The 26,524-nt window shown below is 71.1% G+C and carries 24 protein-coding genes; 15 read left to right on the top strand and 9 right to left on the bottom strand.

Translation table 11 applies throughout. The features are described from left to right. The first annotated feature begins 4 nt into the window (after window positions 1-4). From H537_RS0106090 to H537_RS0106055, 8 genes are read left to right on the top strand one after another with little or no spacing between them, the layout of a single operon-like run. Window positions 5-1,429 (top strand): amidase, encoded by a 1,425-nt coding sequence (locus H537_RS0106090; RefSeq protein WP_043458298.1) that lies wholly within the window; start codon window positions 5-7, stop codon window positions 1,427-1,429. 15 nt (window positions 1,430-1,444) lie between these two features. Beyond that, complete coding sequence (locus H537_RS0106085) at window positions 1,445-2,776, top strand: MFS transporter (RefSeq protein ID WP_028997177.1); 1,332 nt, start codon at window positions 1,445-1,447, stop codon at window positions 2,774-2,776. 4 nt (window positions 2,777-2,780) lie between these two features. Beyond that, entirely contained in the window at window positions 2,781-3,524 is a 744-nt protein-coding gene (locus H537_RS0106080; RefSeq protein ID WP_028997176.1) for an aspartate/glutamate racemase family protein, read from the top strand. Window positions 3,525-3,566: 42 nt separating this feature from the next. Next, on the top strand, window positions 3,567-4,544 hold the full coding sequence (locus H537_RS0106075) for a Bug family tripartite tricarboxylate transporter substrate binding protein (RefSeq protein ID WP_028997175.1): 978 nt from the start codon (window positions 3,567-3,569) through the stop codon (window positions 4,542-4,544). Between the two features lie 43 nt (window positions 4,545-4,587). Then, window positions 4,588-5,643 (top strand): TRAP transporter substrate-binding protein, encoded by a 1,056-nt coding sequence (locus tag H537_RS0106070; RefSeq protein WP_084150489.1) that lies wholly within the window; start codon window positions 4,588-4,590, stop codon window positions 5,641-5,643. Further along, window positions 5,640-6,302 (top strand): TRAP transporter small permease subunit, encoded by a 663-nt coding sequence (locus H537_RS0106065; RefSeq protein ID WP_238446617.1) that lies wholly within the window; start codon window positions 5,640-5,642, stop codon window positions 6,300-6,302. Before H537_RS0106070 ends, H537_RS0106065 begins: the two co-directional genes overlap by 4 nt. Further along, a complete protein-coding gene (locus H537_RS0106060) occupies window positions 6,299-7,591 on the top strand; it encodes a TRAP transporter large permease (protein ID WP_028997172.1) in 1,293 nt (430 codons plus the stop codon). The genes H537_RS0106065 and H537_RS0106060 overlap by 4 nt, the downstream gene beginning before the upstream one ends. Window positions 7,592-7,602: 11 nt before the next feature. Then, a complete protein-coding gene (locus H537_RS0106055; RefSeq protein WP_028997171.1) occupies window positions 7,603-9,000 on the top strand; it encodes an amidase in 1,398 nt (465 codons plus the stop codon). Between the two features lie 22 nt (window positions 9,001-9,022). Here the strand turns inward: H537_RS0106055 and H537_RS0106050 are convergent, their stop codons facing one another. The 8 genes from H537_RS0106050 to H537_RS0106015 form a co-directional block, all read right to left on the bottom strand. Continuing rightward, window positions 9,023-9,787 carry a fumarylacetoacetate hydrolase family protein gene (locus H537_RS0106050; RefSeq protein ID WP_028997170.1) on the bottom strand — a complete coding sequence of 255 codons (765 nt, stop codon included), beginning with the start codon at window positions 9,785-9,787 and terminating at the stop codon, window positions 9,023-9,025. A 301-nt stretch (window positions 9,788-10,088) separates the two neighbouring features. After that, window positions 10,089-11,156, bottom strand: a complete 1,068-nt coding sequence (locus H537_RS0106045) for a phospholipase A (protein ID WP_028997169.1) — start codon at window positions 11,154-11,156, stop codon at window positions 10,089-10,091. A 72-nt stretch (window positions 11,157-11,228) separates the two neighbouring features. Further along, window positions 11,229-13,658, bottom strand: a complete 2,430-nt coding sequence (locus H537_RS41520; RefSeq protein WP_051242011.1) for a DUF3772 domain-containing protein — start codon at window positions 13,656-13,658, stop codon at window positions 11,229-11,231. A gap of 70 nt (window positions 13,659-13,728) precedes the next feature. Further along, a complete protein-coding gene (locus tag H537_RS0106035; protein ID WP_028997168.1) occupies window positions 13,729-14,082 on the bottom strand; it encodes a DUF1428 domain-containing protein in 354 nt (117 codons plus the stop codon). Window positions 14,083-14,280: 198 nt separating this feature from the next. Continuing rightward, window positions 14,281-14,511: a hypothetical protein gene (locus H537_RS0106030; protein ID WP_028997167.1), complete on the bottom strand. Its 231-nt coding sequence runs from the start codon at window positions 14,509-14,511 to the stop codon at window positions 14,281-14,283. 107 nt (window positions 14,512-14,618) lie between these two features. Continuing rightward, window positions 14,619-14,933, bottom strand: a complete 315-nt coding sequence (locus tag H537_RS41515) for an ATP-binding protein (RefSeq protein WP_310733010.1) — start codon at window positions 14,931-14,933, stop codon at window positions 14,619-14,621. A gap of 50 nt (window positions 14,934-14,983) precedes the next feature. Further along, window positions 14,984-16,168, bottom strand: coding sequence for a multidrug effflux MFS transporter (locus tag H537_RS0106020; RefSeq protein WP_043458297.1), 1,185 nt, complete (start codon window positions 16,166-16,168; stop codon window positions 14,984-14,986). Next, window positions 16,165-16,620: a MarR family winged helix-turn-helix transcriptional regulator gene (locus H537_RS0106015; protein WP_051242009.1), complete on the bottom strand. Its 456-nt coding sequence runs from the start codon at window positions 16,618-16,620 to the stop codon at window positions 16,165-16,167. Before H537_RS0106015 ends, H537_RS0106020 begins: the two co-directional genes overlap by 4 nt. A 257-nt stretch (window positions 16,621-16,877) precedes the next feature. Between H537_RS0106015 and H537_RS56455 the strand changes: the two genes are divergently transcribed. Beyond that, the gene (locus tag H537_RS56455; protein WP_310733009.1) at window positions 16,878-19,748 is read left to right on the top strand and encodes an ATP-binding protein; all 2,871 of its coding nucleotides are present in this window, start codon (window positions 16,878-16,880) and stop codon (window positions 19,746-19,748) included. Here the strand turns inward: H537_RS56455 and H537_RS0106005 are convergent. Beyond that, window positions 19,691-20,416, bottom strand: coding sequence for a hypothetical protein (locus H537_RS0106005; RefSeq protein ID WP_156901458.1), 726 nt, complete (start codon window positions 20,414-20,416; stop codon window positions 19,691-19,693). The genes H537_RS56455 and H537_RS0106005 overlap by 58 nt on opposite strands. Before the next feature lie 269 nt (window positions 20,417-20,685). Here H537_RS0106005 and H537_RS41505 point away from each other — a divergent pair, with 269 nt between their 5' ends. The 6 genes from H537_RS41505 to fdhA all read left to right on the top strand — a co-directional run bounded on the left by H537_RS41505 (window position 20,686) and on the right by fdhA (window position 26,346). Beyond that, the gene (locus H537_RS41505) at window positions 20,686-21,534 is read left to right on the top strand and encodes a DUF3014 domain-containing protein (protein ID WP_051242005.1); all 849 of its coding nucleotides are present in this window, start codon (window positions 20,686-20,688) and stop codon (window positions 21,532-21,534) included. A gap of 6 nt (window positions 21,535-21,540) precedes the next feature. Continuing rightward, on the top strand, window positions 21,541-22,734 hold the full coding sequence (locus tag H537_RS0105990) for a cation:proton antiporter (RefSeq protein ID WP_028997162.1): 1,194 nt from the start codon (window positions 21,541-21,543) through the stop codon (window positions 22,732-22,734). A gap of 1 nt (window position 22,735) precedes the next feature. Next, window positions 22,736-23,860, top strand: coding sequence for a YbdK family carboxylate-amine ligase (locus H537_RS0105985; RefSeq protein WP_028997161.1), 1,125 nt, complete (start codon window positions 22,736-22,738; stop codon window positions 23,858-23,860). Between the two features lie 71 nt (window positions 23,861-23,931). Continuing rightward, window positions 23,932-24,444 (top strand): MarR family winged helix-turn-helix transcriptional regulator, encoded by a 513-nt coding sequence (locus H537_RS0105980; protein ID WP_064735923.1) that lies wholly within the window; start codon window positions 23,932-23,934, stop codon window positions 24,442-24,444. A 112-nt stretch (window positions 24,445-24,556) separates the two neighbouring features. Next, the gene (locus tag H537_RS0105975; protein ID WP_028997159.1) at window positions 24,557-25,000 is read left to right on the top strand and encodes a hypothetical protein; all 444 of its coding nucleotides are present in this window, start codon (window positions 24,557-24,559) and stop codon (window positions 24,998-25,000) included. A gap of 140 nt (window positions 25,001-25,140) precedes the next feature. Next, on the top strand, window positions 25,141-26,346 hold the full coding sequence (gene fdhA / locus H537_RS0105970) for a formaldehyde dehydrogenase, glutathione-independent (RefSeq protein ID WP_043458294.1): 1,206 nt from the start codon (window positions 25,141-25,143) through the stop codon (window positions 26,344-26,346). The last annotated feature ends 178 nt before the right edge of the window (window positions 26,347-26,524 follow it).

Raw genomic sequence — 26,524 nt, 5'->3', positions numbered from 1 at the left:
CGTCATGGACCCGCTGTTCCAAGCCACGGCCACCGAGCTGGCCGAGCTGCTGCGCCGGCGCGAGGTGTCGGCGGTGGAGGTGTTCGACGCCGTGGCCGAGCGCGTGCACGCGCTGGACCCGCAGCTCAATGCGCTGCCCGGCTTCGATCCCGGCCCGGGCCGTGCCGAGGCGGCCGAGGCCGACCGGCGGCTGCGCGCGGGCGACACCGCGCCGCTGCTTGGCGTGCCCTTCAGCGTCAAGCACAACCTCTGGGTGGCGGGCCGGCGCGTCACGCAGGGTTCCGCCCGCTTCGCGAGCTTCGTCGCCCCCCAGGATGCCTTCGCGGTGGCGCAACTGCGCCGCGCCGGCGCCGTGGTCCTGGGCATGAGCAACTGCTCGGAGTTCGCCTGCAAGGGCGTGACGACCAACCCGCTGCACGGCACCACCCGCAACCCCTGGGACCTCGCGCGCACGCCGGGCGGCTCCTCGGGCGGCGCCGCGGCCGCGGTGGCCGCGGGTCTGGGGCCGCTGGCGCTGTGCACCGACGGCGGCGGCTCCACGCGCCGGCCCGCGGCGCACTGCGGCCTGGTGGGCATGAAACCCAGCGCCGGGCTGGTGCCGCACCCGGTCGGCTTCGCCGAGCCGGTGTTCGGCAACGCGGTGGTGGGCCAGATGGCGCGCCGCGTGGCCGACGTGGCCCTGATGCTCGACGCGCTGGCACAGCCCGGCCTGTCGGACCCGCAGGGCCTGCCGCTGCCCGTGTGGCCGGGCGCGGCGGCGCTGGATGAGGCGCTGCCACCCGCGCCGCGCCTGGCCTGGAGCCCGCGCCTGGGGCTGGACGTCCCGGTGGACGAGGACGTGGCCGCCGCCTGTGAGGCCGCGGTGCGGCGGCTGGCCGACGCGGGCTGCCGCGTCGAGCGTGCCGACCCGGCCTGGCCCGAGGGCGCGGGCGAGGCGGCGCTGATGCCGCTGCAGCTCGCGGGGCTGGCGGCGCTGTACGGCGACGCGCTGGGGCAGTGGGAAGCCGACCCCGACATCGCCGCCCAGATCGAGGCCGGGCGGCGCACCACGGGCGCGGAGGTGGCGCGCGCGCTGTTCGCGCGTGAGGCGCTGTACCGCGCGCTCGACCGCTTCTTCGGCAGCCACGAGCTGCTGGTCACGCCTACCACGCCCTGCACCGCGTGGGAACTCGGCCGCAACGGCCCCGAGCGCATCGGCGGCCAGGCTGTGGGGCCGCGCGGCCACGCGGTGTTCACCCCGATCTTCAACCACTGCTACCTGCCGGCCTGCTCGGTGCCCTGCGGCCTGGACCGCCGGGGCCTGCCCGTCGGGTTGCAGATCGTCGGCCCGCGCTTTTCCGACGCGCGCGTGCTGGCCCTGGCGGCGCTGGTCGAGCAGCAGTGCCCGCACGACTTTTCCAGGCCGGTCACCCCCCGGCCGCTGGCCTGACCCAGGAGTTCCGCCATGACGACTCTCTCCACCCCGCAGACCGCCGGGGCCGCCACGCCACCGGCGCGGCCTGCGCCCTCGATGAAGCGCGTGGCCGGCGCCAGCCTGGCCGGCACCACGCTGGAGTTCTACGACCACTTCGTCTACGGCTCGGCCGCGGCGCTGATCTTCCCCAAGCTGTTCTTCTCCAGCGCCAGCCCGCTGATGGCGACGCTGCTGTCGCTGGCGAGCTACGGCGTGGCCTTCGTCGCGCGCCCCTTCGGCGCCGCACTGTTCGGCCACTTCGGCGACAAGCTCGGCCGCAAGTGGGTGCTGGTGGTGACGCTGCTGATGATGGGGCTGTCCACCTTCGCCATCGGGCTGCTGCCCAGCGCCGCCACGGCGGGGCTGCTGGCCCCGGCGCTGCTGGTGCTGCTGCGCATCGTGCAGGGCCTGGCGCTGGGCGGCGAGTGGGGCGGCGCGGCGCTGATGGTCAACGAGTTCGACCCGGGCGGCAAACGCCGCGGCTTCTACGGCAGCCTGGTGCAGATCGCCGCGCCGATCGGGCTGCTGCTGGCCAACGGGGTGTTCGCCGGCGTCACCTGGTGGCTCGACGAGCAGGCCTTCATGTCCTGGGGCTGGCGCATCCCCTTCCTGCTGAGCGCGCTGCTGGTCGCCGTGGGGTTCTACATCCGCATGGGCCTGTCGGAGTCGCCGCTGTTCCAGAAGATGGAGGCGCAGGGCAAGCAGGGCCACGCGCCGCTGGTGCAGGTGCTGCGCCACCACAAGAAGCAGGTGGGTCTGGCGCTGGGCAGCCGCATCGGCAGCGACATCGCGTTCTACGTCTTCACGCTGTTCCTGCTGGTGTACCTGCCGCAGCAGCTCGGCCTGCCCAAGTCGCTGGGGCTGCAGGCGGTGCTGGTGGGGGCGGTGGCGCAGTGCATCGGCATCCCGCTGTTCGGCCACCTCTCCGACAAGCTGGGGCGCCGCCCGGTGCTGCTGTTCGGCGCGGTCGCGGGCATCGTCTGGAGCTTCGTGTTCTTCATGCTGGTGAACACGAAATCGGTGCCGCTGATCCTGCTGGCGGCCTTCGTGGCGATGTTCATCGTCGCGGCGATGTTCTCGCCGCTGGCCTCCTACATCCCCGAGATGTTCCCGACCTCAGTGCGCTGCACCGGCTCCTCGATCGGCTTCCAGCTCGCGGGCATCTTCGGCGGCGCGCCGGCGCCGCTGATCGCGGTGCCGCTGGTGGCGGCCTTCGGCTCCAGCCTGCCGGTGTCGATCTACCTCGCGGCCAGCCTGGCGCTCATCGTCGTGTGCGTGCTCGCCGCTCCCGAAACCGCCCACAAGAACCTCGCGGAGGACTGAAGCCATGCGGCTGCTGCTCATCAATCCCAACATCTCCGACAGCGTGTCGGCGCTCATCGGCGCGGAGGCTCGGCGCAGCGCCTCGCCGGGCACGGAGATCCAGGTGCTGACCGCGCCCTTTGGCGTGGCCTACATCGAGACCCGCTTCGAGGCGCTCGCGGGCGCCTGGGCCACGGCGCAGCTGGCCGCCGAGCACCACGCCGGCTGCGATGCCGTGGTGGTGGCCGCCTTCGGCGACCCGGGCCTGACGGCGCTGCGCGAGGTGCTGCCGGTGCCCGTGACCGGGCTGACCGAGGCGGCGCTGGCCAGCGCGCACCTGCTGGGGCAGCGCATCGGCGTCATCGCCATCTCGCAGCGGATCCGCGCCTGGTACCGCGAGGTGATCGAGTCCTACGGCTTCGGCTCCCGGCTGGCCGGCATCCGCGCGCTCGACCGACCGCTGTCGGGCATCGGCAGCGTGCAGGAGGAGCACGCCCAGGCGCTGCAGGACCTGGCCGAGCGCGCGGTGGACGAGGACGGCGCCGACGTGCTGATCCTGGCCGGCGCACCGCTGGCCGGGCTGGCGCGCACGCTCGCGGGCCGGCTGCCGGTGCCGGTGGTGGACGGCGTCTCCAGCGCCGTGCGCCATGCCGAGACGCTGGCCGCGCTCAAGCCCGGGCGCGCGCTGCGCGGCAGCTTCTCCCTGCCCCCCGAGAAACCGAATGGCGGCTTGCCCCCGGCCATCGAGGCGCTGCTGCGCCGGCGCTGAGCTTCTTCCTCACACCACAAACCCCGACAGGAGAACCCTCCCATGCAACGACGCCGTTTCATCCAGGCCGCCGCAGCCGGCGCCGCCGCGGCCACCTCACCCGCGCTGTTCGCCCAGGCGCTGCCCAACGGCCCGGTGCGGCTGGTGGTGGGCTTCCCGCCCGGCGGCGGCGCCGATGCGCTGGCGCGCGTGGTGGCGCAGCACCTGGGCACCCTGTGGGGCCGGCAGGTGATCGTCGAGAACCGCGCCGGCGCCTCCAGCGCGCTGGCCGCGGAGTACGCGGCGCAGCAAAGCGCCGACGGCAGCACGCTGTTCCTGAGCACCATCAACAGCCAGGCGCTGGTGCCGGCGGTGCAGACGCGGCTGCGCTACCACCCCGAGCGCGACTTCACGCCCGTCGTGCTGCTGGGCGTCACGCCCAACCTGCTGATCACGCGCGCCAACGCGCCGGCCCAGTCGGTCAAGGACGTGGTGGCGCTGTGCAAGGCGCAGCCCGGGCAGGTGAGCTTCGGCTCGGCCGGGCCGGCGACGATCCAGCACTTCGCCATCGAGAAGTTCAGGCTGCTGGCCGGCGTGGATCCGCTGCACGTGCCCTACAAGGGCAGCGGCCCGCTGCTCACCGATCTCATCGGCGGCCAGGTGCAGTTCACCTTCGAGACCATGACCGCGGCCACGCCGCACCTGAAGAACGGCCGCGTGGTGGCGCTGGCGCAGACGCGCGCGCGGCGTTCCAAGGCGTACCCGGACCTGCCCACGATGCAGGAGCAGGGCTACGCCGGCTTCGAGACCATGAACTGGTACGGCATCTCCGGCCCGGCGCGCATGGACGCCGCGCTGGTGCGGCGCATCAACCAGGACGTCAACACCGTGCTGGCCTTGCCCGAGGTGCAGCGCCAGTTCGATGGCTTCGGTGTCGAGGACGGCGGCGGCAGCGCCGAGCGCTACGCCGAGTTCACGCGCAACGAGATCGCCAAGTGGGCCCGCGTCGCCAAGGACGCCAAGGTCTCCATGGATTCCTGAGCTTTTCCCATCCCAAGCACCCCACGACTTCCAGGAGCCGATGATGTCCCGACCCGTCCTGCGTTCCCTGTTGACCGCCGCCGCGCTGGCCGCCGCGGTGCTCGCCGCCCCGGCCCAGGCCGAGGAGAAGCTCAAGTTCAAGGTGATCGGCCAGCCGCTGGCCACCGGGCTGATCCAGAAGAACAAGGAGCAGCCCTTCTTCGAGAACTTCGCCGCCCGCACCGGGCTGCCCATCGACGCCGACTACAAGCCCATCGACACGCTGGGCCTCAAGGACACCGAGCAGCTGCGCGTGATGAAGGCCGGGCTGTTCGACATCGTGTCGCTGCGCGTGTCGCAGAACTCGCGCGACGAGCCGACCATCCTGGGCCTGGACTTGGTGGGCGCCAGCCCGGACTACGCCACCGGGCGCAAGGTCACCAAGGCCTGGTTCGACACCGCCGACCAGCGGCTGCAGAAGCAGTTCGGCGTCAAGCTGCTGGGCGTGTGGCCCTTCGGGCCGCAGATCCTGTTCTGCAAGAAGCCCATCGCCAAGCTTGCCGATGTCAAGGGCCTGAAGGTGCGCGTCTACGACCAGAACCTGGCCAAGTTCATCGAGATGGTGGGCGGCACGCCGGTGCCGGTGGCCTTTGCCGACACGCACCAGTCGCTGTCGCTGGGCGTGGTCGACTGCGCGGTCACGGGGCCGAGCTCGGCCAACTCCGCGGGCTGGCCCGAGGTGACGACGCACCAGCTGCCGCTGGGGCTGCAGATGGCGCTCAACGGCTATGCCATCACGCTCAAGGCCTGGAACCGGCTCAAGCCCGAGGAGCAGGCCAAGCTGCAGGCGGCCTTCGACAAGCTCACCGAGGAGAACTGGAGCTACTCGGAGTCGCTGTACCAGGACGCGCTCAACTGCAACGCCGGCCGCGACCCCTGCACCACGGGCAAGAAGTTCAAGCTGCAGGAGGTTGTCGTCACGCCCGCCGACGGCGAGCTCGTGCGCAGCGCGGTGAGCAAGGTCAGCCTGCCGGTGTGGGCCGAGGTCTGCGACAAGACCAACCCCGGCTGCTCCAAGCAGTGGAGCGCCACGGTGGCGCCGGTGCTGGGGATCAAATGATCACGGGGGCACGCATGCAGGCCGCAGCCGTCCCGCAGCCCCCGGGCGCCGCGCAGGGCACGGCCGGCGGGAGCCGGCTGAAGGAGCGCATCGAGTCCGCGCTGGCCACCCTGTTCGGCGCCATCTTCCTGGTGCTGGCCGTCGTCGTCGCGGTCGAGACCCTCAGCCGCAAGCTGTTCAACGTCTCGCTGCAAGGTGCCGACGAGCTTGGCGGCTACGCGCTGGCCGTGGGCTCGACCATTGCTTTCAGCTTGGCGCTGATGGGGCGCGCGCACATCCGCGTGGACGTGTTCCACGAGCGCTTCCCGCGCGGGGTGCAGGCCGCGCTGAACTGGCTGTCCGTGGCCTCGCTGGCGGGCTTCGGCGCCTTCATCGCCTGGGTGGCGTTCAAGGTGATCGGCGACACGCTGGCCTACGGCAGCACCGCGCAGACGCCCTGGGCCACGCCGCTGATCCTGCCTCAGAGCGTGTGGTACGCGGGCCTGCTGGTATTCGCGCTGGTGGCCGTGGGCTACGCGCTGCGCGCCACGCTGCTGCTCGCGCATGGACGCCTGGCCGAGATCAACCACGAGTTCCAGCCCAAGAGCGCCAAGGACGAGCTCAAGGAGGAACTCGACGACCTGGCGCAGCGCCAGTCGGCACAGGGAGAGCAGGCATGAGCGTCGCCGTCTTTGGACTGGCCTTCGCGGCGATGATCGGGATGATGCTGGCCGGCATCCCGATCGCGGTGTCGATGGCCGCGGTGGGCATCGCCGGCGGCATTGCCGCCTACGGCGCGCCCTTCATGGACTCGATCGCCCCGGTGGTGTGGGGCGTGCACAACGAGAACCTGCTGACCTCGATCCCGCTGTTCGTGCTGCTGGGCGAGCTGCTGCTGCGCTCGGGCATCGCCGACCGCATGTTCATCGCGCTGTCGGCCTGGCTGGGCCGGCTGCCCGGCGGGCTGCTGCACACCAACATCGGCAGCTGCGCGCTGTTCGCGGCCACCTCGGGCTCCTCGGTGGCCACCGCCGCCACCGTCGGCACGGTGGCGCTGCCTTCGTTGCAGCGGCGCGGCTACTCGATGCGCGCCTCGCTGGGGAGCCTGGCCGCCGGGGGCACGCTGGGCATCCTCATCCCGCCCAGCGTCAACATGATCGTGTACGGGTCGCTGACCAACACCTCGATCGGCAAGCTCTTCGTCGCCGGCATCATCCCGGGGCTGCTGCTCACGGGCTGCTTCATGCTGTGGATCTGGATCTCCAGCGTGATGAGCGGCGACGTCAAGCGCGAGGAGCGGGTGCCGCTGGCCCAGCGCATCGCCACGCTGCGCCACCTGGTGCCGCCGCTGGTGGTGTTCGGCACCGTCATGGGCAGCCTCTACTTCGGCATCGCCACCACCACCGAGAGCGCGGCGCTGGGCGTGCTGGCAGCGCTGTTCTTCGTCTGGCGCTCGGGGCAGCTCAGCATGGAGGTGCTGCGCACCTGCTTCATTTCCACGGCTCGGGTGAGCGGGATGATCCTGCTGATCATCACCGCGGCCTTCATCCTCAACCTCACCATCAGCCTCACCGGCGTGGCCGAGGCGATGACGAAGTGGGTGGCGGGGCTGGGGCTGTCGGCCACCGGGCTGGTGCTGGCGCTGATCGTGTTCTACCTGGTGCTGGGCATGTTCATGGACGTGCTCTCGATGCAGGTGGCCACCATCCCCATCACCTACCCGATCGCCGTGGCGCTGGGGGTGGACCCGGTCTGGTTCGGCATCTTCATCGTGCTGATGTGCGAACTGGGCCTGATCACGCCGCCGGTGGGCATGAACCTGTTCGTGGTGCACGGCATCCGTCCGGACAAGGGCGGCATCCAGGACGTGATGTGGGGCGCGCTGCCCTACGTGGTGATCATGCTGGGCTTCACGCTGCTGCTGATCGCCGTGCCGCAGCTGGCGACCTGGCTGCCCGGCCGCATGTAGGGGGAGCACGCATGGCCGACGACCTCTGGACCCTCGGGGCCTGCGCCCTGCGCGCGGGCTACGCCGAGGGCCGCCTCGACCCGCCGGCGGCGATGCGCGCGTGCCTGGCGCGCATCGCCCAGGTACAGCCCGCGCTCAACGCCTTCACGGCGCTGCGCGCGCAGGCGCAACTGCTGCAGGAGGCCGAGGCCAGCGCCGCGCGCTGGCGCGCAGGCCGGCCCTTGGGCGCGCTGGACGGCATACCGCTGGCGGTGAAGGACAACCTGCCTACCGCCGACCTGCCCACCTCCTGGGGCTGCGCACCCGGCTTCCGTGGCGATCGCGACGAGCTGGCCGTGGCGCGCGCTCGCGCTGCGGGCGCCATCGTGGTCGGCAAGACCAACGTGCCCGAGTTCACGCTGGAGGGCTACACGTCCAACCGGGCCTTCGGCACCACGCGCAATCCCTGGAACCGCGAGCTCACGCCCGGCGGCTCCAGCGGCGGAGCGGTGGCGGCCGTGGCCGCGGGCTGCGTGCCGCTGGCGCTGGGCACCGACGGCGGCGGGTCGATCCGCCGCCCGGCCTCGCACACGAACCTGGTGGGCCTGAAACCCTCCATCGGCATGGTGCCGCGCGTCGATGCGCTGCCCCCGCTGCTGCTGGACTTCGAGGTGGTGGGGCCGATCGCGCGCAACGTGGAGGATGCCCAGCTGCTGTTCGACGCCTTGCGCGGCCCCGACACACGCGACCGCCGCTCGCTGGCGGCGACGGCGGCATGCCGCGAGCGCCCCGCACGGCCGTTGCGCGTGCTGCACGTGGCCACGCTCGACGGCGCGCCGGTGGACGCGCAGGTGCGCCGCTGCACCGCCGAGGCCGCCGCGCGGCTGGCCCGCATGGGCCACGCGGTGGAGGAGGGCGCGCTGCCGCTGGAGCTGGCGGCGCTGAACCGCGACTGGCCGCGCGTCGGCCAGATCGGGCTGGCCTGGCTGTTCGCGCAGCACCCGCACTGGCACGAGGCCGCGGGCGCCCGCTACGCGGCCCTGGCTCGCCAGGGCGCCGCGCAGCCAGCGTCGGCGCTGTGGGGAATGCTGGAGGCGGTGGAGCAGCTGCGTCGCGACTGCGCGGCGCTGTTCGAGCGCGTGGATCTGGTGCTGATGCCCGCGGCGGCCGCGCTGCCGTGGCCCGCCGACGAGTCCTTTCCGCCGCTGATCGACGGCGAGCCCGTGGGCCCGCGCGGGCATGCCGTCTTCACCGGCTGGGTCAACGCGGCCGGGCTGCCGGCGCTGGCGCTGCCCGCGGGCTTCTCGGACGAGGGCTTGCCCATCGGCATCCAGCTCGTGGCCGGCTACGGCCGCGACGACGATCTGCTCGACCTCGGCTTGGCGTGGCAGGCCCAGGCGCCGGAGACGGGGCGACGGCCGGTGCTGTAGCGCCGGCAGCCCGGGGTGGCGGTCAGAGCTGCACCGCCGCCTCGCCGATGCCCTCGAACACCACCTCCACCCGCTCGCCGGGCTGCGCATCCAGGATGCCGACCCAGGTGCCGGTGGTCACGACGGTGCCCTCCGGCACCACTTGGCCGCCGCGCGTGGCATGGCGCAGCCACGCCGGCAGCACCCAGGCCGGGTCGCTACACGAGTGGGTGCCGGTGCGCTGCACGTCCAGGCGCTGGCCGACGCGTACGCGGCAACGTTGCGCGGTCCAGTCGCGTGGTTGCCACGGCACCCATTCACCCAGTACCAGCGCGCCGTGGGTCTGCAGGTCCGCCAGGCGCAGCAGCGCCGGGGCCTGCATGCCCTCGCTCCAGCGGCCATCGACGATCTCGATCGACACCGCCATGGCGTCGAGCAGGGAGCGCGCCTTGTCCACGTCCAGCGTGGCGGCCAGCGCCGCGTCCACCGTGCGGCCCAGGCGCAGCGCGATCTCGGCCTCGATGCCGCGCCGGTGGAAAGGCTGCTTCGACAGGTCCGCCGGCGATGGCTTCACCCCTGCGGGCGGCAGCGGCGCGTGTGTCAGCACGGCCTCCCGCGAGGGGCCGCCCGACTTCCACCAGCGCGGCGGCGCGTCGCCGAACCAGCCCAGCGCACGCGCCACGCGCTCCTGCACCGCGTAGGCCTGTGCGGGCTCGGCCAGCGCCTGGGCCAGCGGCAGGCTGGCCTCGGCTTCACCAGTCCTGCGGGCGTTCACCAGTGCCGTGGCGATGTCGTCGATGTCGGGCATGCTTCGTTCACTCCTGTGCGGCTGCATCCTTTGCGATGGGACGATTCTGTGTGGCGGGGCCCCGCGCCACCACACGCATGGAAGTTCGGACAGTCATGCGCGATGAGGGCTGGCGCCGCAGGGCCTGACTGCGCTAGGCCCCGTGCAGCCCCGTTGCGGCAGGTGGTACGCCACACCGTGGCGCCGTCCGCCGGCAACCCGCATCAGGCCCGTCTGGTTGCAAGCTCAACGCCGATGCGGCAGCTGATGGAAGCGGTGCTGTCCAGGCAGTTTCCGCATTGGCCTGGCGTGGCGGCCATGGTCATTGCCACGGCAGCAGCAGGATGCCCACGCCGAGTGTGGTCTGGCGGTGGTTGTAGTCGATCAGGCTCTCGCCGTGGCCGTGGGTGAGCTGCAGGTAGCCATTGAGCCGCGGCACCACGGGAAAGGCCCAATCGAGCTGCAGCAGGCCGCGGCCGCCGTCGCCGAAGCGGCCCAGCGCGGAGAGCACATGGCCGCCGCGCGTGTACACGAGCCGCACGTCGCCGGAGCCCAAGTAGCGGTCGATGTCCGGGTTGTCGTCGTTGCTGCCCTCGCGCAGCCGCTTCCAGGGCCGCACCAGCAGCGCGTAGTCGCCGCGCTCCAGCCCGAACATCGCGTAGGCGCGGTTCCAGCTGCGCGACAGCGGCTGGCCGCGCCCGTTGGACTGGTGCGCCAGTCCCAGGTTCAGCAGCCGCCAGCGCCAGCCCAGCACGTCCACGCCGGTACGCCAGGAGAAGATCAGCTCCGGCTCGTGGTTGGTCTCGCGCACCGGCGACGAGATGGACCGGTTGTAGAGCTGCCAGCTCGACTGCTGCGTGTAGCCGAACCACAGGTCGCCGTTGTCGCCGATCAGGTTCTCGGCCACCTTGAGCTTGAGGCTCAGCTGGAACTTGGCCTCGGTGTGGTCCAGCCCCAGCGGCTCGGACACCGAGTGATTCGGCGCCGGGCTGGAAGGGCGGGAGTTGGGGTGGGTGGAGTAGCGCACGGGCAGCACGTAGCTCGCCTGGTGTGGACGCAGCTCGAAGGTTCCCCGCCGGCTCTCGGGATCGAGGTCCCACAGCCGGGCGAGCCAGCTGCCGGGCCGGGTCGTCGCTTCCTCGGGGCGGGCCGCGGCAGCGGGCTCGGTGGCAGCTGGAACGGGCGCTGGTGCCTGTGGTGCCTGCCCGAAGCGCGTGTCGTAGCAAGCCAGGCGCTGCGCGTCGTCGGCGATGGAGCGGCACGCGGCGGCCGCGTCATCGGCCGCGGCGGCCTGGCCGCACACGCACAGCAGGGCGGCCCCCAGCAGCGCCCGGTCCGAGCCGCGTCTTGCGGCGGTTTGCGCTGGTGTCGTCACGTGGTCACCCTCCATTCACTGCGTTTCTACCTGCGGCAGGCGCCGCGTCGGGGCCGATGCCTGGTTCCGCCGGGGGCTGCGAGCTCATCACGGCGCCTGCCTCATCCGGCGCAGCTCGCCCATCACCGTGAACAGCAGCGCACTGCGCGTGGCGGCGGTCTTGCGGGGGGATGAGACGAAGCCGGTGGCGTTGAAGATGAGCTTGTCGCCCTCGACGCCGTCGAGCAGCACGTTCGGCGGCGGGTCCTGCAGCACCTCATCGTGCGCCTGGAAGGCCCGCAACAGCAGCTCGCGCACCCGCTCGACGTCCACGTCCAGGGGCAGCGGCAATTTCACCTGGACCAGGCCCAGCGGGTTGTCGTGCGTGACGTTGCGAACGACCTTGGTGATGAATTCCGAGTTGGGCACGATCACCGTGGAGCGGTCGCCCATGCGGATCTCGGTCGCGCGCACGTTGATGCGCCGGATGTCGCCTTCCACCCCGCCGAGCGCCACCCAGTCGCCGACCTTCACGGGCCGCTCGGCCAGCAGGATCAGGCCCGAGACAAAGTTGGACACCACTGCCTGCATGCCGAAGCCGACGCCCACCGTCAGCGCGCTGGCGATCCAGGCCACCTTGTCCAGCGCCAGGCCCACGGCCGAGAGCCCCAGCGCCACGGCCACCACCAGGCCGACGAAGCCCAGCAGCGTCACGAGCGAGCTGCGCATGCCCGCGTCCAGCGAGGTGGTCGGCAGGTAGCGGCAGGCCAGCCAGTGCTGCAGCACCCGCAGGGCGCCCAGCGACAGCATGAACACCAGCACCGCCTGCAGCACCGAGGCCGGGCGCAGCTCCAGCGCCCCGACCGTGATGCCCGCGCCCAGCCGGCTGGTGTGGCCCAGCAATTCGCTCGGCCCTTCGCCGAAGGGCGCCAGCAGCAGGATCAGCAGCACCAGCACGACCAGCAGCCGCAGGACGCCTGAAGCCAGCACGGCCACTTGCGCGCGCCGGCCTGGAGCAGCGTCCAGGTGGCCTGCGGCGTCGCCCGTGGACACGTCCACCGCAGGCCGGACCTGCCATGCCGCGGCGGCGTCGTCCACCACTGCGCACAGCAGGTAGGCCGAGCCCGCCAGGACCATGATCCACACCGCCTGGCGCACCACGAAGCTGCCCAGCGCCACGTAGCCGATCAGGATCGCCGCCAGGCTCAGCACCAGCAGCAGCCAGAGGGCAACGATGAGCATGGACAGCCACCATGGGCGGGCCGGCGTCGCGTCGGACGAGGGCGCCTGCGCCTGGCCGCGCAGCCGCTCCGCCCGCGACACGCCCCGCACCAGGATCAGCCCCAGTGCGAGCGTCACCAGCGCGTCGATGGCCACGGCCGTGGCCAGCCCGGTCTGGACCAGCGCGCCAAGGCGCTGCAGCAGCCAGCTGGCGAAGACGGCCCAGCCGAGCAGCAGCGGGTACGCGCGCAGGCCATGCGCGAGGTGATCGGGCAGCGGCAGCAGGCGCCACGAGGGTCGCTTGGCCAGGAGCAGGGAGCGGCCCAGCCCGACGACGTAGGCCGAGAAGCACACGGCCCCCACCGCGTCGCCCAGCAGCGTTTCCCAGCCCTGCCTCAGCCCGGCCTGGCGGCAGGCGAACAGCAGCGCGTAGGCCACCGCGCCGGGCAGGAGGATCGCCAGCAGCGAGCGGGCCAGGGCGAAGAACGAACGGCGCAGGCGCCCCTGGGGAATGCGCTGCGTGACGAAGCGGTCCAGCCAGCGCCCCAGCGCCCTGCGCAGCGCCACCGCCAGGACGACCAAGGCCAGGCCTCCGGCCACGCCCCAGGCTACGCGCCCCGGGGGCGGCGCACGCAGCGGCGCCGCCAGCTGTCCGAGGCGGATCCGGTCGCGGTGCCAGCTGGCGCGCAGGTCGGTCCAGAAGGCCACGCTCAGCAGCGAGTCGGTGCGTTCGAAGAGCTCATCGCGGAAGCGCTTGCGCTGCAGGACGGCCACCTCGTCCGCCACTTGTTCGCTCTCGACGATCAGCAGCCGGGCCAGCTTCACCCGGGCCTCGATCTCGCTGGTGGACTGCTCCAGGCCCTTGCGCTGCGTCGCAACGTCGGGCGCCTCCGCGGCGGGGCTGCTGGCCGCCGGCCCCAATCCCGCCAGCCGGTCCTGCGCACCCTGGAGCTGCTGCGTCTGCTGCTCGATCACGTCTTCGGCCTGCTGCTGCATCGCCAGGAGCGTGCGGCGCATGTCCACGAGCTGCGCGTCGCTGAGCTCCCGGGCCTGCAGCTGGCGCTGCAGCGTTTCCAGGGTCTTGCGCGCACTGTCGATGACGGCATCCGGGTTGTCGTCGGGCTCGGCCCGCGCGGCGCCCAGCACCAGAACGCACGACAGCACCAGGAGGCAACGCAGCCCGGCGCGCCAGCGCCAGGCGCTGGCCCCAAGGCGGCGGATCAGGTGATAAACGACGGAAACGGCAATTGCGTGGGCCCGCACGTCAGGCAGGCCGACAGCCGCATGCGCGCGCGGCTGTGCGCAGGGGTACAGCACGGGGCATCACGGCAGCCGGCTTCGAAATTCAACAGGCCCGGCCGTTGGCAATTGTGATGCCCGGCAGCGCTCAGGCGTTCACGATCATCTGGAAGCCGCCGTAGATCAGGCGCTTGCCGTCGAAAGGCATGGGATTGGTGTCGGGCTGCAGGCGCGGGTCTTCCATGACCTTCTTCATCCCTTCGTCGCGCACCTGTTTCGACGGCCAGGTGATCCAGGAGAACACGACCGTCTCGTCAGGCTGGCGCTGGACGGCCATGGGAAAGGACGTCAGCTTCCCTTCCGGCACGTCATCGCCCCAGCACTCCACCACGGACAGCGCCCCGTGCTCCTTGAACACGGCGGCTGCCTTCTCGGCGTGCTGCCTGTAGATCTCCCGGTTGGCCGTGGGCACGGCCGCGACGAAACCATCGACATAGTCCATGTAGCGCTCCATCAGTGGGTCCAAGGTGGCGTTACTGTATGAACGTACAGTAGCTGTGGCAACCATGTCAGCGCGGCGCGGATGGAGATCTGGGGACGCCGGGCAGGACGCGCTGGAAAGCGCGCGGGTCGCGACAGTGCCGCTTCTCCGCTCAGCGCCGAGGCCTGGGCGTGCTCGCGGTCCCTGTCCATGGACGGCTCACGCGCCGCCGGGGGCGGGAGGCCGGCCGGCGCAGCCGTCGCGGTAGCCACGGCCCGCTGCCGCGTGTTGCAGGTCCATGCTGCCGGCCAGCGCCATGAACGCCCTGTGGCGCACGAGATCGTCGGTATCTCCAAGGAAAAAGCGCCGCAGGCCATGCCTGTAGCCGGCACCGTAATGGCCCATGTACTGGGCCAGGCGCATGCGCCTCGTGAACTCCTCTGCAACCATGTTTCACCTCGCCTCTTCGGACGTGCAAGGCTTGAACGGGTCTGCCGCGGGATGAGTTGACGCCGCCACCGCAAGCTGTTCGCAAAGGCGCCCAAGGCTGCCGGCGCTCAGGTGCCGTGCGGCTTGACCTGCGCGGCGGGACGCATCGTGATCGCGTTGAAGGGACAACGCACCTCGCACCGGCTGCAGCCGGTGCAGGGCTCGGCCTCCACCAGCACCGCGAACTTCGTCCACCGCTCGGTATGGAAGCCCAGCACGTGCACCGGACACACCGCGATGCAGCGTCCGCAGCCGGTGCAGCGGGCCGGGTCGATGTCCGGCAGGGGCGCTTTCGGAGGCCGCCCACGGGCCTCGCACGCCGGCGCGGGTGCGGGCGCAATCGAATCAGCGAGGTCGTCGGGCGGCAGCATGGCCTGGATCATGCGCGTGCTTCGCATTGGCGCTGGCGTGAGGGCAGGGCGACCGCAAGCGCTCAACGTTCGATCTTCACGCCCCAGCGGAACGCCGCCTGCGCCACGATGCCGGCACCGACCAGCACCAGCGCGGCGGAAACGCCGTGGTCGCTGCCCAGGCCCGCCAGCGCGCTGCACAGCGCGCCAATGGCCATCTGCGTGAAGCCATAGAGGCCCGCGGCGGAGCCGGTGAGGCGCGGATCGACGCTGATGGCCTTGGTGGACACGGCCGGGCTGCACAGCCCGGCGCCCATGGCGTAGAACCCCATGAGCACGGCCACACCCCAGGCCGACGGCTGCGCCATCCACAGCATGGCCAGCAGCAGCGCGGTGGCGCTGGCCAAGCTCAGCGCGCTGGCGTGGCGCATGAGTCGCGCTTGGTGCACTCGGCCTGCCAGGCGCCCGGCCAGCAGGTTGCCGATCGACATGCCGATCACGGGCGCCATCAGGTAGTAGCCCACCTCGTGCAGCGGGCGGTGCAGGCGCTCGCCGAAGATGAAGGGTGCCGCCGCCACGAAGGCGTAGAAGGCCGTGGTGGAGCAGCCGCCGCCGAGGGTGTAGGCCACGAACAGGCGTGAGCGCAGCAGCGTGCGGGCATCCGCGAGCAGCGAGGACTGCCGCGCGGGCGCCGCCAGCGCCGGCCGGGTCTCGGGCAGGCGCAGCCACACGGCCGCCAGCGCCAGCCCGCCCAGCAGCACGAAGCACGCACACACCCAGCGCCAGCCCAGCGTGCTCACCACCGCCGAGCCCAGCAGCGGCGCGATGCCCGGGCCGACCAGCGTGATGAGGCCGAGGGTCGCCAGCCGCTGCAGCGTCTCGGCATCGCCCGAGGTGTCGCGCACGATGGCGCGCGCCAGCAGCAGCCCGGCGCAGCCGCCCACCGCCTGCAGCAGCCGCGCGCCGAGCAGCACCTGCATGGTGGGCGCCCACAGGCACACCAGGCCGGCCGCGGTGTAGAGCGCCAGCCCGGCCAGCAGCGTGGGGCGGCGGCCGAAGCGGTCCGACAGCGGGCCGTAGAGCAGCTGGCCGAAAGCCAGCCCCAGGATGTAGAGGCTGATGGTCGACTGTGCCGCCGCCGCGGTGGAGTGCAGCTCGCGCGCCACCAGCGGCAGCGCCGGCACGAACATGTGCATTGCCAGCGTGCCGCCGAAGGTCACGAGCACCAGCAGCCACAGCGGCGGGGAAGCGTTTCGCAGCGGGCTCATCGGGCTTGCAGGGCCTGGTCGGCCAGCGCGGCTTCCAGCGCGGAGAAGACGCGCAGCGCGGCCTCGACGTCGTCCTTGGCGGCCGACTTGAACAGCCGCCGCCGCAGCTGGGCCAGCGCGTCCTCCAGCCCCTGGGCGCACGCCTGGCCTGCGGGCGTCAGGCGCAGGATGCGCGCACGGCGGTCCTGCGGGTCTTCCTCCCGCAGCACGAGCCCGGTTTCCACAAGCTGGTCGATCACGCGCACCAGCGACGACGGCTCGATCTCCAGCGCCTCGGCCACCGCCCCGGGGCGCGTGCCGTCCGGGCTGCGGCCGATCACCACCACCGGCCAGGCCGTCGCATGCGACAGCCCGAAGCCGGCCGCCACCTGGTCCGCCGCCGCGCGGTAGGCCCGGGACAGCCGCAGCAGGCCCAGCGTCAGCTGGCGCAGCATCAGGTCATTGCTTCGCATGCTAAATAATAGCATGCTAAATTTTAAGGCCGAGGCGTGGTGCCTTCCATGGACTGCGCTGCCGCGCCCGAAGCCGCTTGAGCCGGTCCGAAGCTCACCAACGAGGGGGCTGTACCGGCGCCGCCATAATGGTCCTCGCCCGTCTGGGCAGGTGTAGTGCTTGCTGGGCAGGCTCCGAGGCTGTCATGCGGACGGCCGTATTGCGCGAGCCGTTGTCCATGCCGGACCTGCCGCGCTGCTGACCGATGGATGAATCCATGTCGAGTGTTGCAGGAGCCGCGCGGGACGATGCACGGGCGTCGATCTTTGTGGGCGAAGGCGAGATGGCCCACCTCATGCGGGCCTTTGATTGGGAAGCTTCATCGCTGGGGGCGCCTGAGCGGTGGCCCGAGGCGCTCAAGGTGGCGGTGCGGCTGCTGCTGACCTCGCGCTTCGAGATGTGGCTGGGCTGGGGGCCGGACATCGCCTTTCTCTACAACGACGCCTACCGCCCGACCCTGGGTGCCAAGCATCCGCGTTCGCTGGCCATGCCCACGCATGAGCTGTGGGCAGAGATCTGGGAAGAAATCCAGCCGAGGCTGCGCACGGTGTACGAGCGCGGCGAGGCGACCTGGGACCGTGCGCTGCCGCTGATCGTGCACCGCCACGGCTATCCGGAGGAGACCTACCACACCTTCTCCTACAGCCCGCTGTTCGGCGACACGGGCCGGGTAGAAGGCGTGTTCTGCGCCGTCACCGAGGAAACCGAGCGAATCGTCAACGAACGCCGGCTGGCGCTGCTGCGCGAGCTGGCCTCGGCGCTGGCCGCGGCCGACACGCACGACGAGGTGCTGGCGGCGGGTGAGCGCCAGCTCGCCACCGACCTCAAGGACCTGCCGTTCTGCCTGGTCTACCTGTTCGCCGGCACGCAGGGCGAAGCCGAGCTGGCCATGGCCACGGGCATTGCCCGCGACAGCGCGCATGGGCCGCGGACGCTGCCCGCCCGGGGCGGTGTGTGGGACCTGGGCGGCATCTGGAGCGGCGAGGCCGGCGCGGTGGTGAGCCTGGCGCAGCGGCCGGACCTGCCCGTGGGCGCCTGGGACCGCTCGCCGGTGCAGGCAGCGCTGGTGCCCGTGCTCGGTCAGGGCTCCAAGCGGCCGCTGGGCGCCATGGTGGTCGGCCTCAACCCCTACAGGCCCTTCGACGAGGACTACCGCGGCTTCCTGCGGCTGCTGGCCGACCAGCTGGCCTCGCGGCTGGCCAGTGCCCAGGTGTACGAGAACGAGCGCCGGCGCTCGCAGTCGCTGGCCGAGGCCGTGCGGCTGCGCCAGGAGGCGGCGCAGGCACTGGAGTCGGCCAACGAGCGGCTGAGCTCGGAAGTGGCGCTGCGCACCCAGGAGCGCGACCGGCTGCAGCGGCTGTTCCAGCAGGCGCCGAGCTTCATGTGCCTGCTCGAAGGCCCGCGGCACGTCTTCAGGCTCGTCAACGAGGCTTACCTGCAGCTGGTCGGGCATCGCGACCTGGTCGGACTGCCGGTGCGCGAGGCGCTGCCCGAGGTGGCGGGGCAGGGCTTCTTCGAGCTGCTGGACCGGGTCTACGAGGGCAAGCAGACCTACGTCGGCCGCGACCTGGCGGTGCAGCTGCAGCGCCAGCCCGGCGCGCCGCTGGAGCAGCGCCACGTGCACCTGGTGTACCAGCCGATCATCGACGCGCACGGCGAGGTCGTGGGCATCTTCGTCGACGGCTTCGACAACACGCACCAGGTGCAGGCCGAGACGGCGCTGCAGCGCCTCAACGAGACCCTGGAGCAGCGCGTGGCGCAGCGGACCCGCGACCTCGACGAGGCCATGGAGCAGCTCAAGCGGGAGTCTGAGGAACGCGAGGCCGCGCAGGCGGCGCTGCGGCAGGCCCAGCGCATGGAGTCCCTGGGCCAGCTCACGGGTGGCGTCGCGCACGATTTCAACAACTCGCTGCAGGTGATCAGCACCAACCTGCACCTGCTCTCGCGCCTCGTGGGCGACCATGCGATGGCACAGAAGTGCGTGCGCAGTGCCCTGTCGGGCGTCAGCCGGGGCGCCAAGCTCGCCTCGCAGCTGCTGGCCTTCGGGCGGCGCCAACCGCTGGAGCCGCGTGTGGTCAACATCGGGCGCTTCGTGCACGGCCTGGAAGACATGCTGCGGCGCGTGCTGGGCGAGGAGATCGAGCTGTGCTCGGTGGTGGCGCCGGGTCTGTGGAACACCCAGGCCGACCTGAGCCAGATCGAGAACGCCATCCTCAACCTCGTCATCAACGCCCGCGACGCCATGGACGGCCATGGCCGCCTCACCATCGAGGCCGGCAACGTGGTGCTCGACGACACCTATGCGCGGCTGCACGGCGAAGTCACTCCCGGGCCCTACGTGATGCTGGCCGTCTCCGATACCGGCGACGGCATGTCGGCGCACGTGCTGGAGCGCGCTTTCGAGCCCTTCTTCAGCACCAAGCCCGAGGGCAAGGGCACGGGACTGGGGCTGTCGATGGTGTACGGCTTCGTCAAGCAGTCCGGCGGCCACGTGCAGATCTACAGCGAGGAGGGCAAGGGCACCTCGGTGAAGCTCTACCTGCCCCGCATGCTGCAGGAGGAGGAAGAGGTCGTGGACGCGACGCAGCAGCCGGTGCGCGGCGGCCATGAAACCATCCTGGTGGTGGAGGACGACGATGCCGTGCGCGAGGCAGCCGTGGCGCTGCTGACCGAGCTGGGCTACCGCGTGCTCCAGGCCCGCGACGCCGTCAGTGCCTCCAGCCTCCTCGACGGTGGCGCGCCGGTGGACCTGCTGTTCACCGACGTGGTGATGCCCGGGCCGATGCGCAGCACGGAGCTGGCCCGGCTGGCGCGCGAGCGGCTGCCGGGCCTGGGCGTGCTCTACACCTCGGGCTACACCCAGAACGCCATCGACCACGGCGGACGCCTGGACCCCGGCGTGGAGCTGCTGCCCAAGCCCTACACGCGCGAAGCCTTGGCACGCAAGGTGCGCCACGTGCTGATGCAGCAGGCTCAACAGGCCAGAGAACCCGGCCCCACCGCCGGGCTCGCCATGGGGCGGCTCGCACGCTACGTTCCTGGCGCGGCGTCCGCGGACTCCGGCCTGGCCGGGGAGTCCACGGGCTGAGCCCTGCAGGGCGGCTGCTCGCGAAGCGCGGGCAAGGGCTGCTCCGGAACCTTCAGCGGTGCGAAAAGCCTGATCGACGTCTGGCCGGAGACGTCGCGCCGCCAGAGCACCGCCGGCTGGTCGTTCGTGGGATAGCTGGGGTAGGCCGCGTAGCGGCCACGAATCTCGTCGCTTGCCCGGTCGACCTGCGCGGCATCCGCCTCCTTCGGGAACCGGACCGATATCGTCGCCACGCGGAAATGCTGTCGAGCGTCCAGCGAGGCCACGGGTTCGAAGGCGACGGTCAAACGGGAATCGCCCGGGCCCTTGAGCATCGCGCGAGGCCGCCAGGAGTAGCCCATGTCCACGCACACGGCACGAAGCGAGGCGAGTGCACGCAGCGCCGGCCCGTTGAACCAGCGCTGCGGCCAGTACGCCAGCACGGTGTCGATGTCCTGCGGCTGGCCGCGCAAGGCCGCCGCCACGCGGCGCTGGCCGCGCGTGCGCCCCGCATCGCTCGCGGGCGGCTTCACTTCCAGCCAGGGCAGCTCCAGCATCGACTGGAGCTTGGCTCCGACACAAACGGGCCCGATGCAAGGCATGGGCATGGCGGCATCCTCGGTACGGGCCTGCGCGGAAAACGCGAGCAGGCCGCCGAGCAGCAGGGACGGCAATACAACCTGGGTCATGTAAAACAGCGGATCTCGGCGCTCCCGCGGCGGGAGCGTGGGCCGCGATCCTAAGAGCTGTCCAGCCGCATGACGTAACCGCTGAAGTCATCTGCTGGCCTGCGCGCCGAGGCGCACGGCGGCACGGTTGCAAACTCATCAAACCATGAAAGGGGACGGCACGCCGGGCGCCGTGAAATGCCAGCTCAGGAAGAAGAGGCGCGGCAGGATGTACATTTGCACAAACATTAAAGCACGCGTCGATTTCTTGAAACCTATGGAGAACAGCCATGAGCCTCACGGGTCGCGCCATGTTCGTGGGCGCCGTCGCCACGGTGGTCGCCGTGGTTGCCTTGCGTTGGCGCAGCCAGGACGAAGTTCCGCCGCCGATGCCCGTGCAGCCTGAAGCCGAGACGGTAGAGGCCGCGCCGCCAGCAGCAGCCAGCGCCGCCGAGGCGAGCGCGGCAGCGTCGCAGCCGGCGCCGGAGGTGCAGGTCGAGGTGCCTGCAGCCACGGCACCGCTGGCTGGACCGGAAGACATCGCCTCGGCGCTGGTCGATCTGCTGGGCCGCAAGGCCGTTCTGACCTTCCTGCAGACGGACGACTTCCCGCGGCGTTTCGCCGCGACCGTCGACAACCTGGGGCGCACGCATGCGCCGTCCCGCCTGTGGCCGCTCAATCCCACGGGCGGGCGCTTCACGGTGGAGGAGCGCGAGGGGCGCACCTTCATCTCCGCCGACAACGCACTGCGCTACACGCCCCTGGTGCTGCTGGCGGAGACCGTGAGCGTGGAGCGCGCGGTGGACCTCTACGTGCGGATGTACCCGCTGCTGCAGCGCAGCTACGAGGAGCTGGGCTATCCGAAGGGCTACTTCAACACCCGGCTGCTGCAGGTGATCGACCAGCTGCTGGCCACGCCGGACGTCACCGATCCGATCCCGGTGCAGCTGACCGAGGTGAAGGGGCCCATACCGTCCACGCAGCCCTGGGTGCGCTACGAGTTCGCGGACCCGGCGCTGGAGGCGCTGTCGGCCGGCCAGAAGATGCTGCTGCGCACGGGGCCGGTGAACGAGCGCCGCCTCAAGGGCAAGCTGCGGGAGATCCGCAATGAACTGGTCAAACGGGCAGGGGAGCGATAAGGCACGGTGAGCACTTTCGAACAATTCTTTGCCACCACGGAGCTGGGCTGGCTGCTGCTGTTGGCGCTGGCATGGCTGGTGGGCGAGCTGGGGCACCGCTGGACGAAGCTGCCGCGCATCAGCCTGTATGCCCTGGTGGGCTTCGCTTGCGGGCAGCTGCGCGGCACGCTGCTGCCCGCGGCGGGCGACGACACGGGCATGCTGCTGGCCAACATCTCGTTCGGGCTGATCCTTTTCGAGTTCGGCTACCGCATCAACCTGCGCTGGCTGCGCATCAATCCCTGGCTGGGCGTCAGCGGTGTGCTCGAAGCCGCGGTGACCTGCGTCGCGGTCTACCTCCTGTCGCGGGCATGGGGCGCCTCGATGCTCACGTCGCTGCTGCTGGCGTCGCTGTCGATGTCCACCTCGCCGGCGGCCGTGATGCGCGTGGTCAACGAGCAGCGCAGCGCGGGGCAGGTGACGGAGCGGCTGCTGCACCTCACGGCGCTCAACTGCGTGCTCTCGGTGTTCGTGTTCAAGGTGGTCGTCGGCTTCTGGGCCTTCGACAGCTCGGGCAACGTGTGGCAGGCGGTCTCCAGCAGCGGCCTGGTGCTGGTCGGGTCGGCGGCGCTGGGCATCGCGTTCGGCACCGGCATGCCCGCGCTGCTGCGGCGCCTGGGGCCGCTGAGCCGCGACGCGACGGTGGGCTTCGCGGTGGCCGTGATCCTGCTGGTCGGCATGGCGCAGGCGTTCAAGCTCTCGCCGCTGCTGGCGGCGCTGGCCTTCGGGCTCGTGGCGCGGCATCGCCGGGTGGCGCTCACGCAGACCCAGCGCAACTTCGGCGCGCTGGGCGAGCTGCTCGCGGTGGCGCTGTTCACCTACACCGCCATGGCCGTGGAGTGGCCGCGGGTGATGGCCGGGCTGGGCCTGGCGCTGGCCCTGGTGGCGGTGCGCCTGGCGACCAAGGTGCTGTGCGTCACGGCGCTCGCGCGGGCCAGCGGCAGCTCGTGGCGCAAGGGCGCCCTGACGGGCCTGGCGCTGACGCCGATTTCCGTGTTCGTGATCCTGCTGCTGGACCAGACCCGTTACCTGGGCATCGACCTGCTCGACCAGCTGGCGCCGCTGGCGGCGGCAACGCTGTTGCTGGAGCTGGTCGGCCCGGCAGTGACGCAATACGCGCTGCGCCGTGCCGGCGAGTGCCATGAATCCGAGGAAGCCTGAGATGCCGCTGGAAAACTTCAAGGCCTCGAAGCCGCTGACGCTGGGCGTCGAGCTGGAGCTGCAGCTGGTGTCGTTGAGCGACTTCGATCTCGTGGAAGCCAGTCCCGACATGCTGGAGCTGCTTGGGCGGGGCAAGTTTCCAGGCACCGTGGTGCCCGAGATCACGGAAAGCATGATCGAGATCTCGACCGACGTGCACTCGCGCCATGCCGGCCTGCTGTCGCAGCTGCACGCGATCCGCGACGCGCTGGTGCACGCGGGCGACATGCTCAACGTGGGCGTGTGCGGTGGCGGCACGCACCCGTTCCAGCAGTGGTCCGAGCGCAGGATCTTCTCCAAGCCGCGCTTCAAGGAGGTGTCCGCGCTGTACGGCTACCTCGCCAAGCAGTTCACCATCTTCGGCCAGCACGTGCACGTGGGCTGCGAATCGGGCGACGACGCGCTGTTCCTGCTGCACTCGCTGAATCGCTACATCCCGCACTTCATCGCGCTGTCGGCCTCGTCGCCCTTCGTGCAGGGCAGCGACACGCTGTTCAACTCGGCGCGGCTGAACTCGGTGTTCGCCTTTCCGCTCAGCGGCCGTGCGCCTTTCGTGCTGCGCTGGAGCGACTTCGAGGGCGACTACTTCGCGCACATGGAGCGCACCGGCATCGTGCGCAGCATGAAGGATTTCTACTGGGACATCCGGCCCAAGCCCGAGTTCGGAACGATCGAGCTGCGCGTGTGCGACACGCCGCTGACGGTGGAGCGGGCCGCGGCGCTGGCGTGCTACCTGCAGACGCTTTGCCTGAGCCTGTTGCAGCGCAACGAGCCGCCACCGGCCGAGAGCGACTACCTGGTCTACAACTACAACCGCTTCCAGGCCTGCCGCTTCGGGCTTGACGGGACGGTGGTGGACCCCAAGACCTACGAGTCGCGCACGGTGCGCGAGGACATCCTGGCCACGCTGTCCGGGCTCGCGCCGCACGCCGAGGCGCTGGAGTCGGACGCCGCGCTGCAGCACATCCGCGACGTTGCCCAGGCCGGCGGCGACGCGTCGTACCTGCGCCGCGAGCACCGCGAGCGTGGCAGTGCCGAAGGCATGGTGGAGGCGGCGATCGAGCAGTTCCGAAGCGGCACGTCGTGAAAGCGCCACGGCCCGGCGCCGCGGATGCGCCGCGGTGAGGGATCACCCCCGGGCTTGAATATCATCCGGCGATGTCCACAGCGCGCAAGAAGCCGGCGGCAAAGCCGCCGCAGCCGACCGATAAAGATGAACTGGCCGGGGAGGTGCTCAGGCAGTTCAGGCAGGTCTTCAACGCGGTGAAGACCCATTTCCAGCAGGTCGAGAAGAAGGTCGGCCTGGGAGGCGCGCAGGTGTGGGCGCTCAGCGTGATCCGCGACACGGCGGGCATCCGGGTCAGCGAGCTCGCCCAGGCCATGGACATCCACCAGTCCACGGCCAGCAACCTCGTCAAGGGGCTCCTCGAGAAAGGCCTGATCTCGGCGGAACGGGATGGCCCCGACAAGCGGGTCGTGCGGCTCAAGCTCCAGCCGGCAGGCGGCAAGGCGCTGCGCGCGGTACCCGGCCCCTTCGAAGGCGTGTTGCCCAGCGCCTTGCAGTCCCTGGACGTCGCGACGCTCAAGCGCCTGAATGCGGACCTAGGGGGCCTGGTCACCGTGCTCAACGCCGATGAGCACGGCGCCAAGGTGCCCTTGGCCGAGATGTGAGCCCGCGGGCGTTTCTTCAGCCATCCGCCATGCCCAAGCACCGGGACCTGCACGGCCCCATGCGCCTGCAGCGTGCCGCAACCCGTTCAGTTCCCGATTGGAGACAACGCCCATGCGTGCCATGAAATCCTGGACCTCCGCCACCGCGGTCTCCGTGGCCTGCGGACTGTATGCAACGCCCACGTGGCTGTCGGCTGGACAGGAGAGCCAGAACGGCGCTCGTCCCGTGCAGATCGTCTACTGCAGCGACGTGCGCTGCAGCACCGGGGAAGACGGTGCGGACGACGCGCTGTCCATCCAGCTCGAATCCCGCTATCCGCAGCATGCCGGCGCCATTCTTCGCGTGGTGGTGGTGTCGGAGCATGACAAGCGCTCGGCGCTGATCGACATGACCGTGGACGTGCAGGAGGACGGCGCATTTGGCGTGCAGTTGCCGGTTCACGAGCTTCCCCAGGGCGTGTACGACATCAGCGTGATGGGAGAAGCGGGCTTCGTCGCCGAAGGACGCTTCAAGCTGCTCAAGCTCGGCCAGACGCCCCCGGTACGCCGGCGCTGAACCGGGAGGCGGCAGCACGGGCGGGCTTTTCACCCGGTGGAATGCTGTCCATCCCAGACAATTTTCCGGCGTTTCCGTACAAGACGCCGCTGCCCGCGCTTCCTACAGTCAAACGCTGACCTTGCAACAGGAGACAACACATGAGTGCAAGCAATAGGGGCGTGGTGTACATGGGCCCGGGCAGGGTGGAGGTCCAGGGCATCGAATTTCCCAAGCTGGTGGACCCGCGCGGGCGCACGGCCGAACACGGCGTGATCCTGCGGGTGATCTCGACCAACATCTGCGGCTCCGACCAGCACATGGTGCGCGGCCGGACCACGGCGCCGCTGGGCCTGGTGCTGGGCCACGAGATCACCGGGGAAGTGATCGAGAAGGGCCGCGACGTGGAGACGCTGCAGGTCGGCGACGTGGTGTCCGTGCCCTTCAACGTGGCCTGCGGACGCTGCCGCACCTGCAAGGAGACGCACACCGGCGTGTGCCTGAGCGTCAATCCGGCCCGCGCCGGCGGCGCCTACGGCTACGTGGACATGGGCGGCTGGGTGGGCGGCCAGGCCGAGTACGTCATGGTGCCGTACGCGGACTTCAACCTGCTGCGCTTCCCGGACCGCGCGCAGGCGATGGAGAAGATTCGCGACCTCACCTGCCTTTCCGACATCCTGCCCACGGGCTACCACGGCGCCGTGACGGCCGGGGTGGGGCCAGGCAGTACGGTCTACATCGCCGGCGCGGGGCCGGTGGGCCTGGCGGCGGCGGCCTCGGCGCGGCTGCTGGGCGCAGCCTGCGTCATCATCGGCGACGTCAACCCGGTGCGCCTGGAGCATCCGCGCCTGCTGGGCTACGAGACGGTGGACCTGTCGCTGGACGCCACGCTGGCCGAGCAGGTGGCGCAGATCCTGGGCACGCCGGAGGTGGACTGCGCGGTGGACGCGGTGGGCTTCGAGGCGCGCGGACACGGCCACGAGGGCGCGCAGCATGAGGCGCCGGCCACGGTGCTGAACTCGCTGATGGAAATCACGCGCGCTGCCGGCGCCATCGGCATCCCCGGCCTCTACGTCACCGACGATCCCGGTGCCGTGGACGAGGCCGCCCGGCGCGGCTCGCTGAGCGTGCGGCTGGGCCTGGGCTGGGCCAAGTCGCACAGCTTCTTCACCGGTCAGACGCCGGTCATGAAGTACAACCGCGCGCTGATGCAGGCCATCCTGTGGGACCGCATCAAGATCGCCGACACCGTGGGCGTGGAAGTGATCTCGCTGGACGATGCGCCCAAGGGCTACGAGGCCTTCGACCACGGCGCGCCGCGCAAGTACGTGCTCGATCCGCACTCGCTGCTGCGCAAGGCAGCCTGATCCGGGCGGGCGTGGCCGGGCTTGGCTGAAGCCCGCCACGCCGCGTCCGCCGCGGTCCCGCGCGCGTGTTCGCCGCCGGACCGCGGCCCGCAGTGCCTGCCGCCCTGGCCGGCACTGCCAGCGTCACCTTGGCCCATCTCCGGCGCCACTTTCCCGGCCATGCCTCCCGACGGCAGGG

This window comes from Azohydromonas australica DSM 1124 (assembly GCF_000430725.1).
GTDB lineage: Bacteria > Pseudomonadota > Gammaproteobacteria > Burkholderiales > Burkholderiaceae_C > Azohydromonas > Azohydromonas australica.
This window is presented reverse-complemented; position numbering and strand designations above follow the sequence as displayed.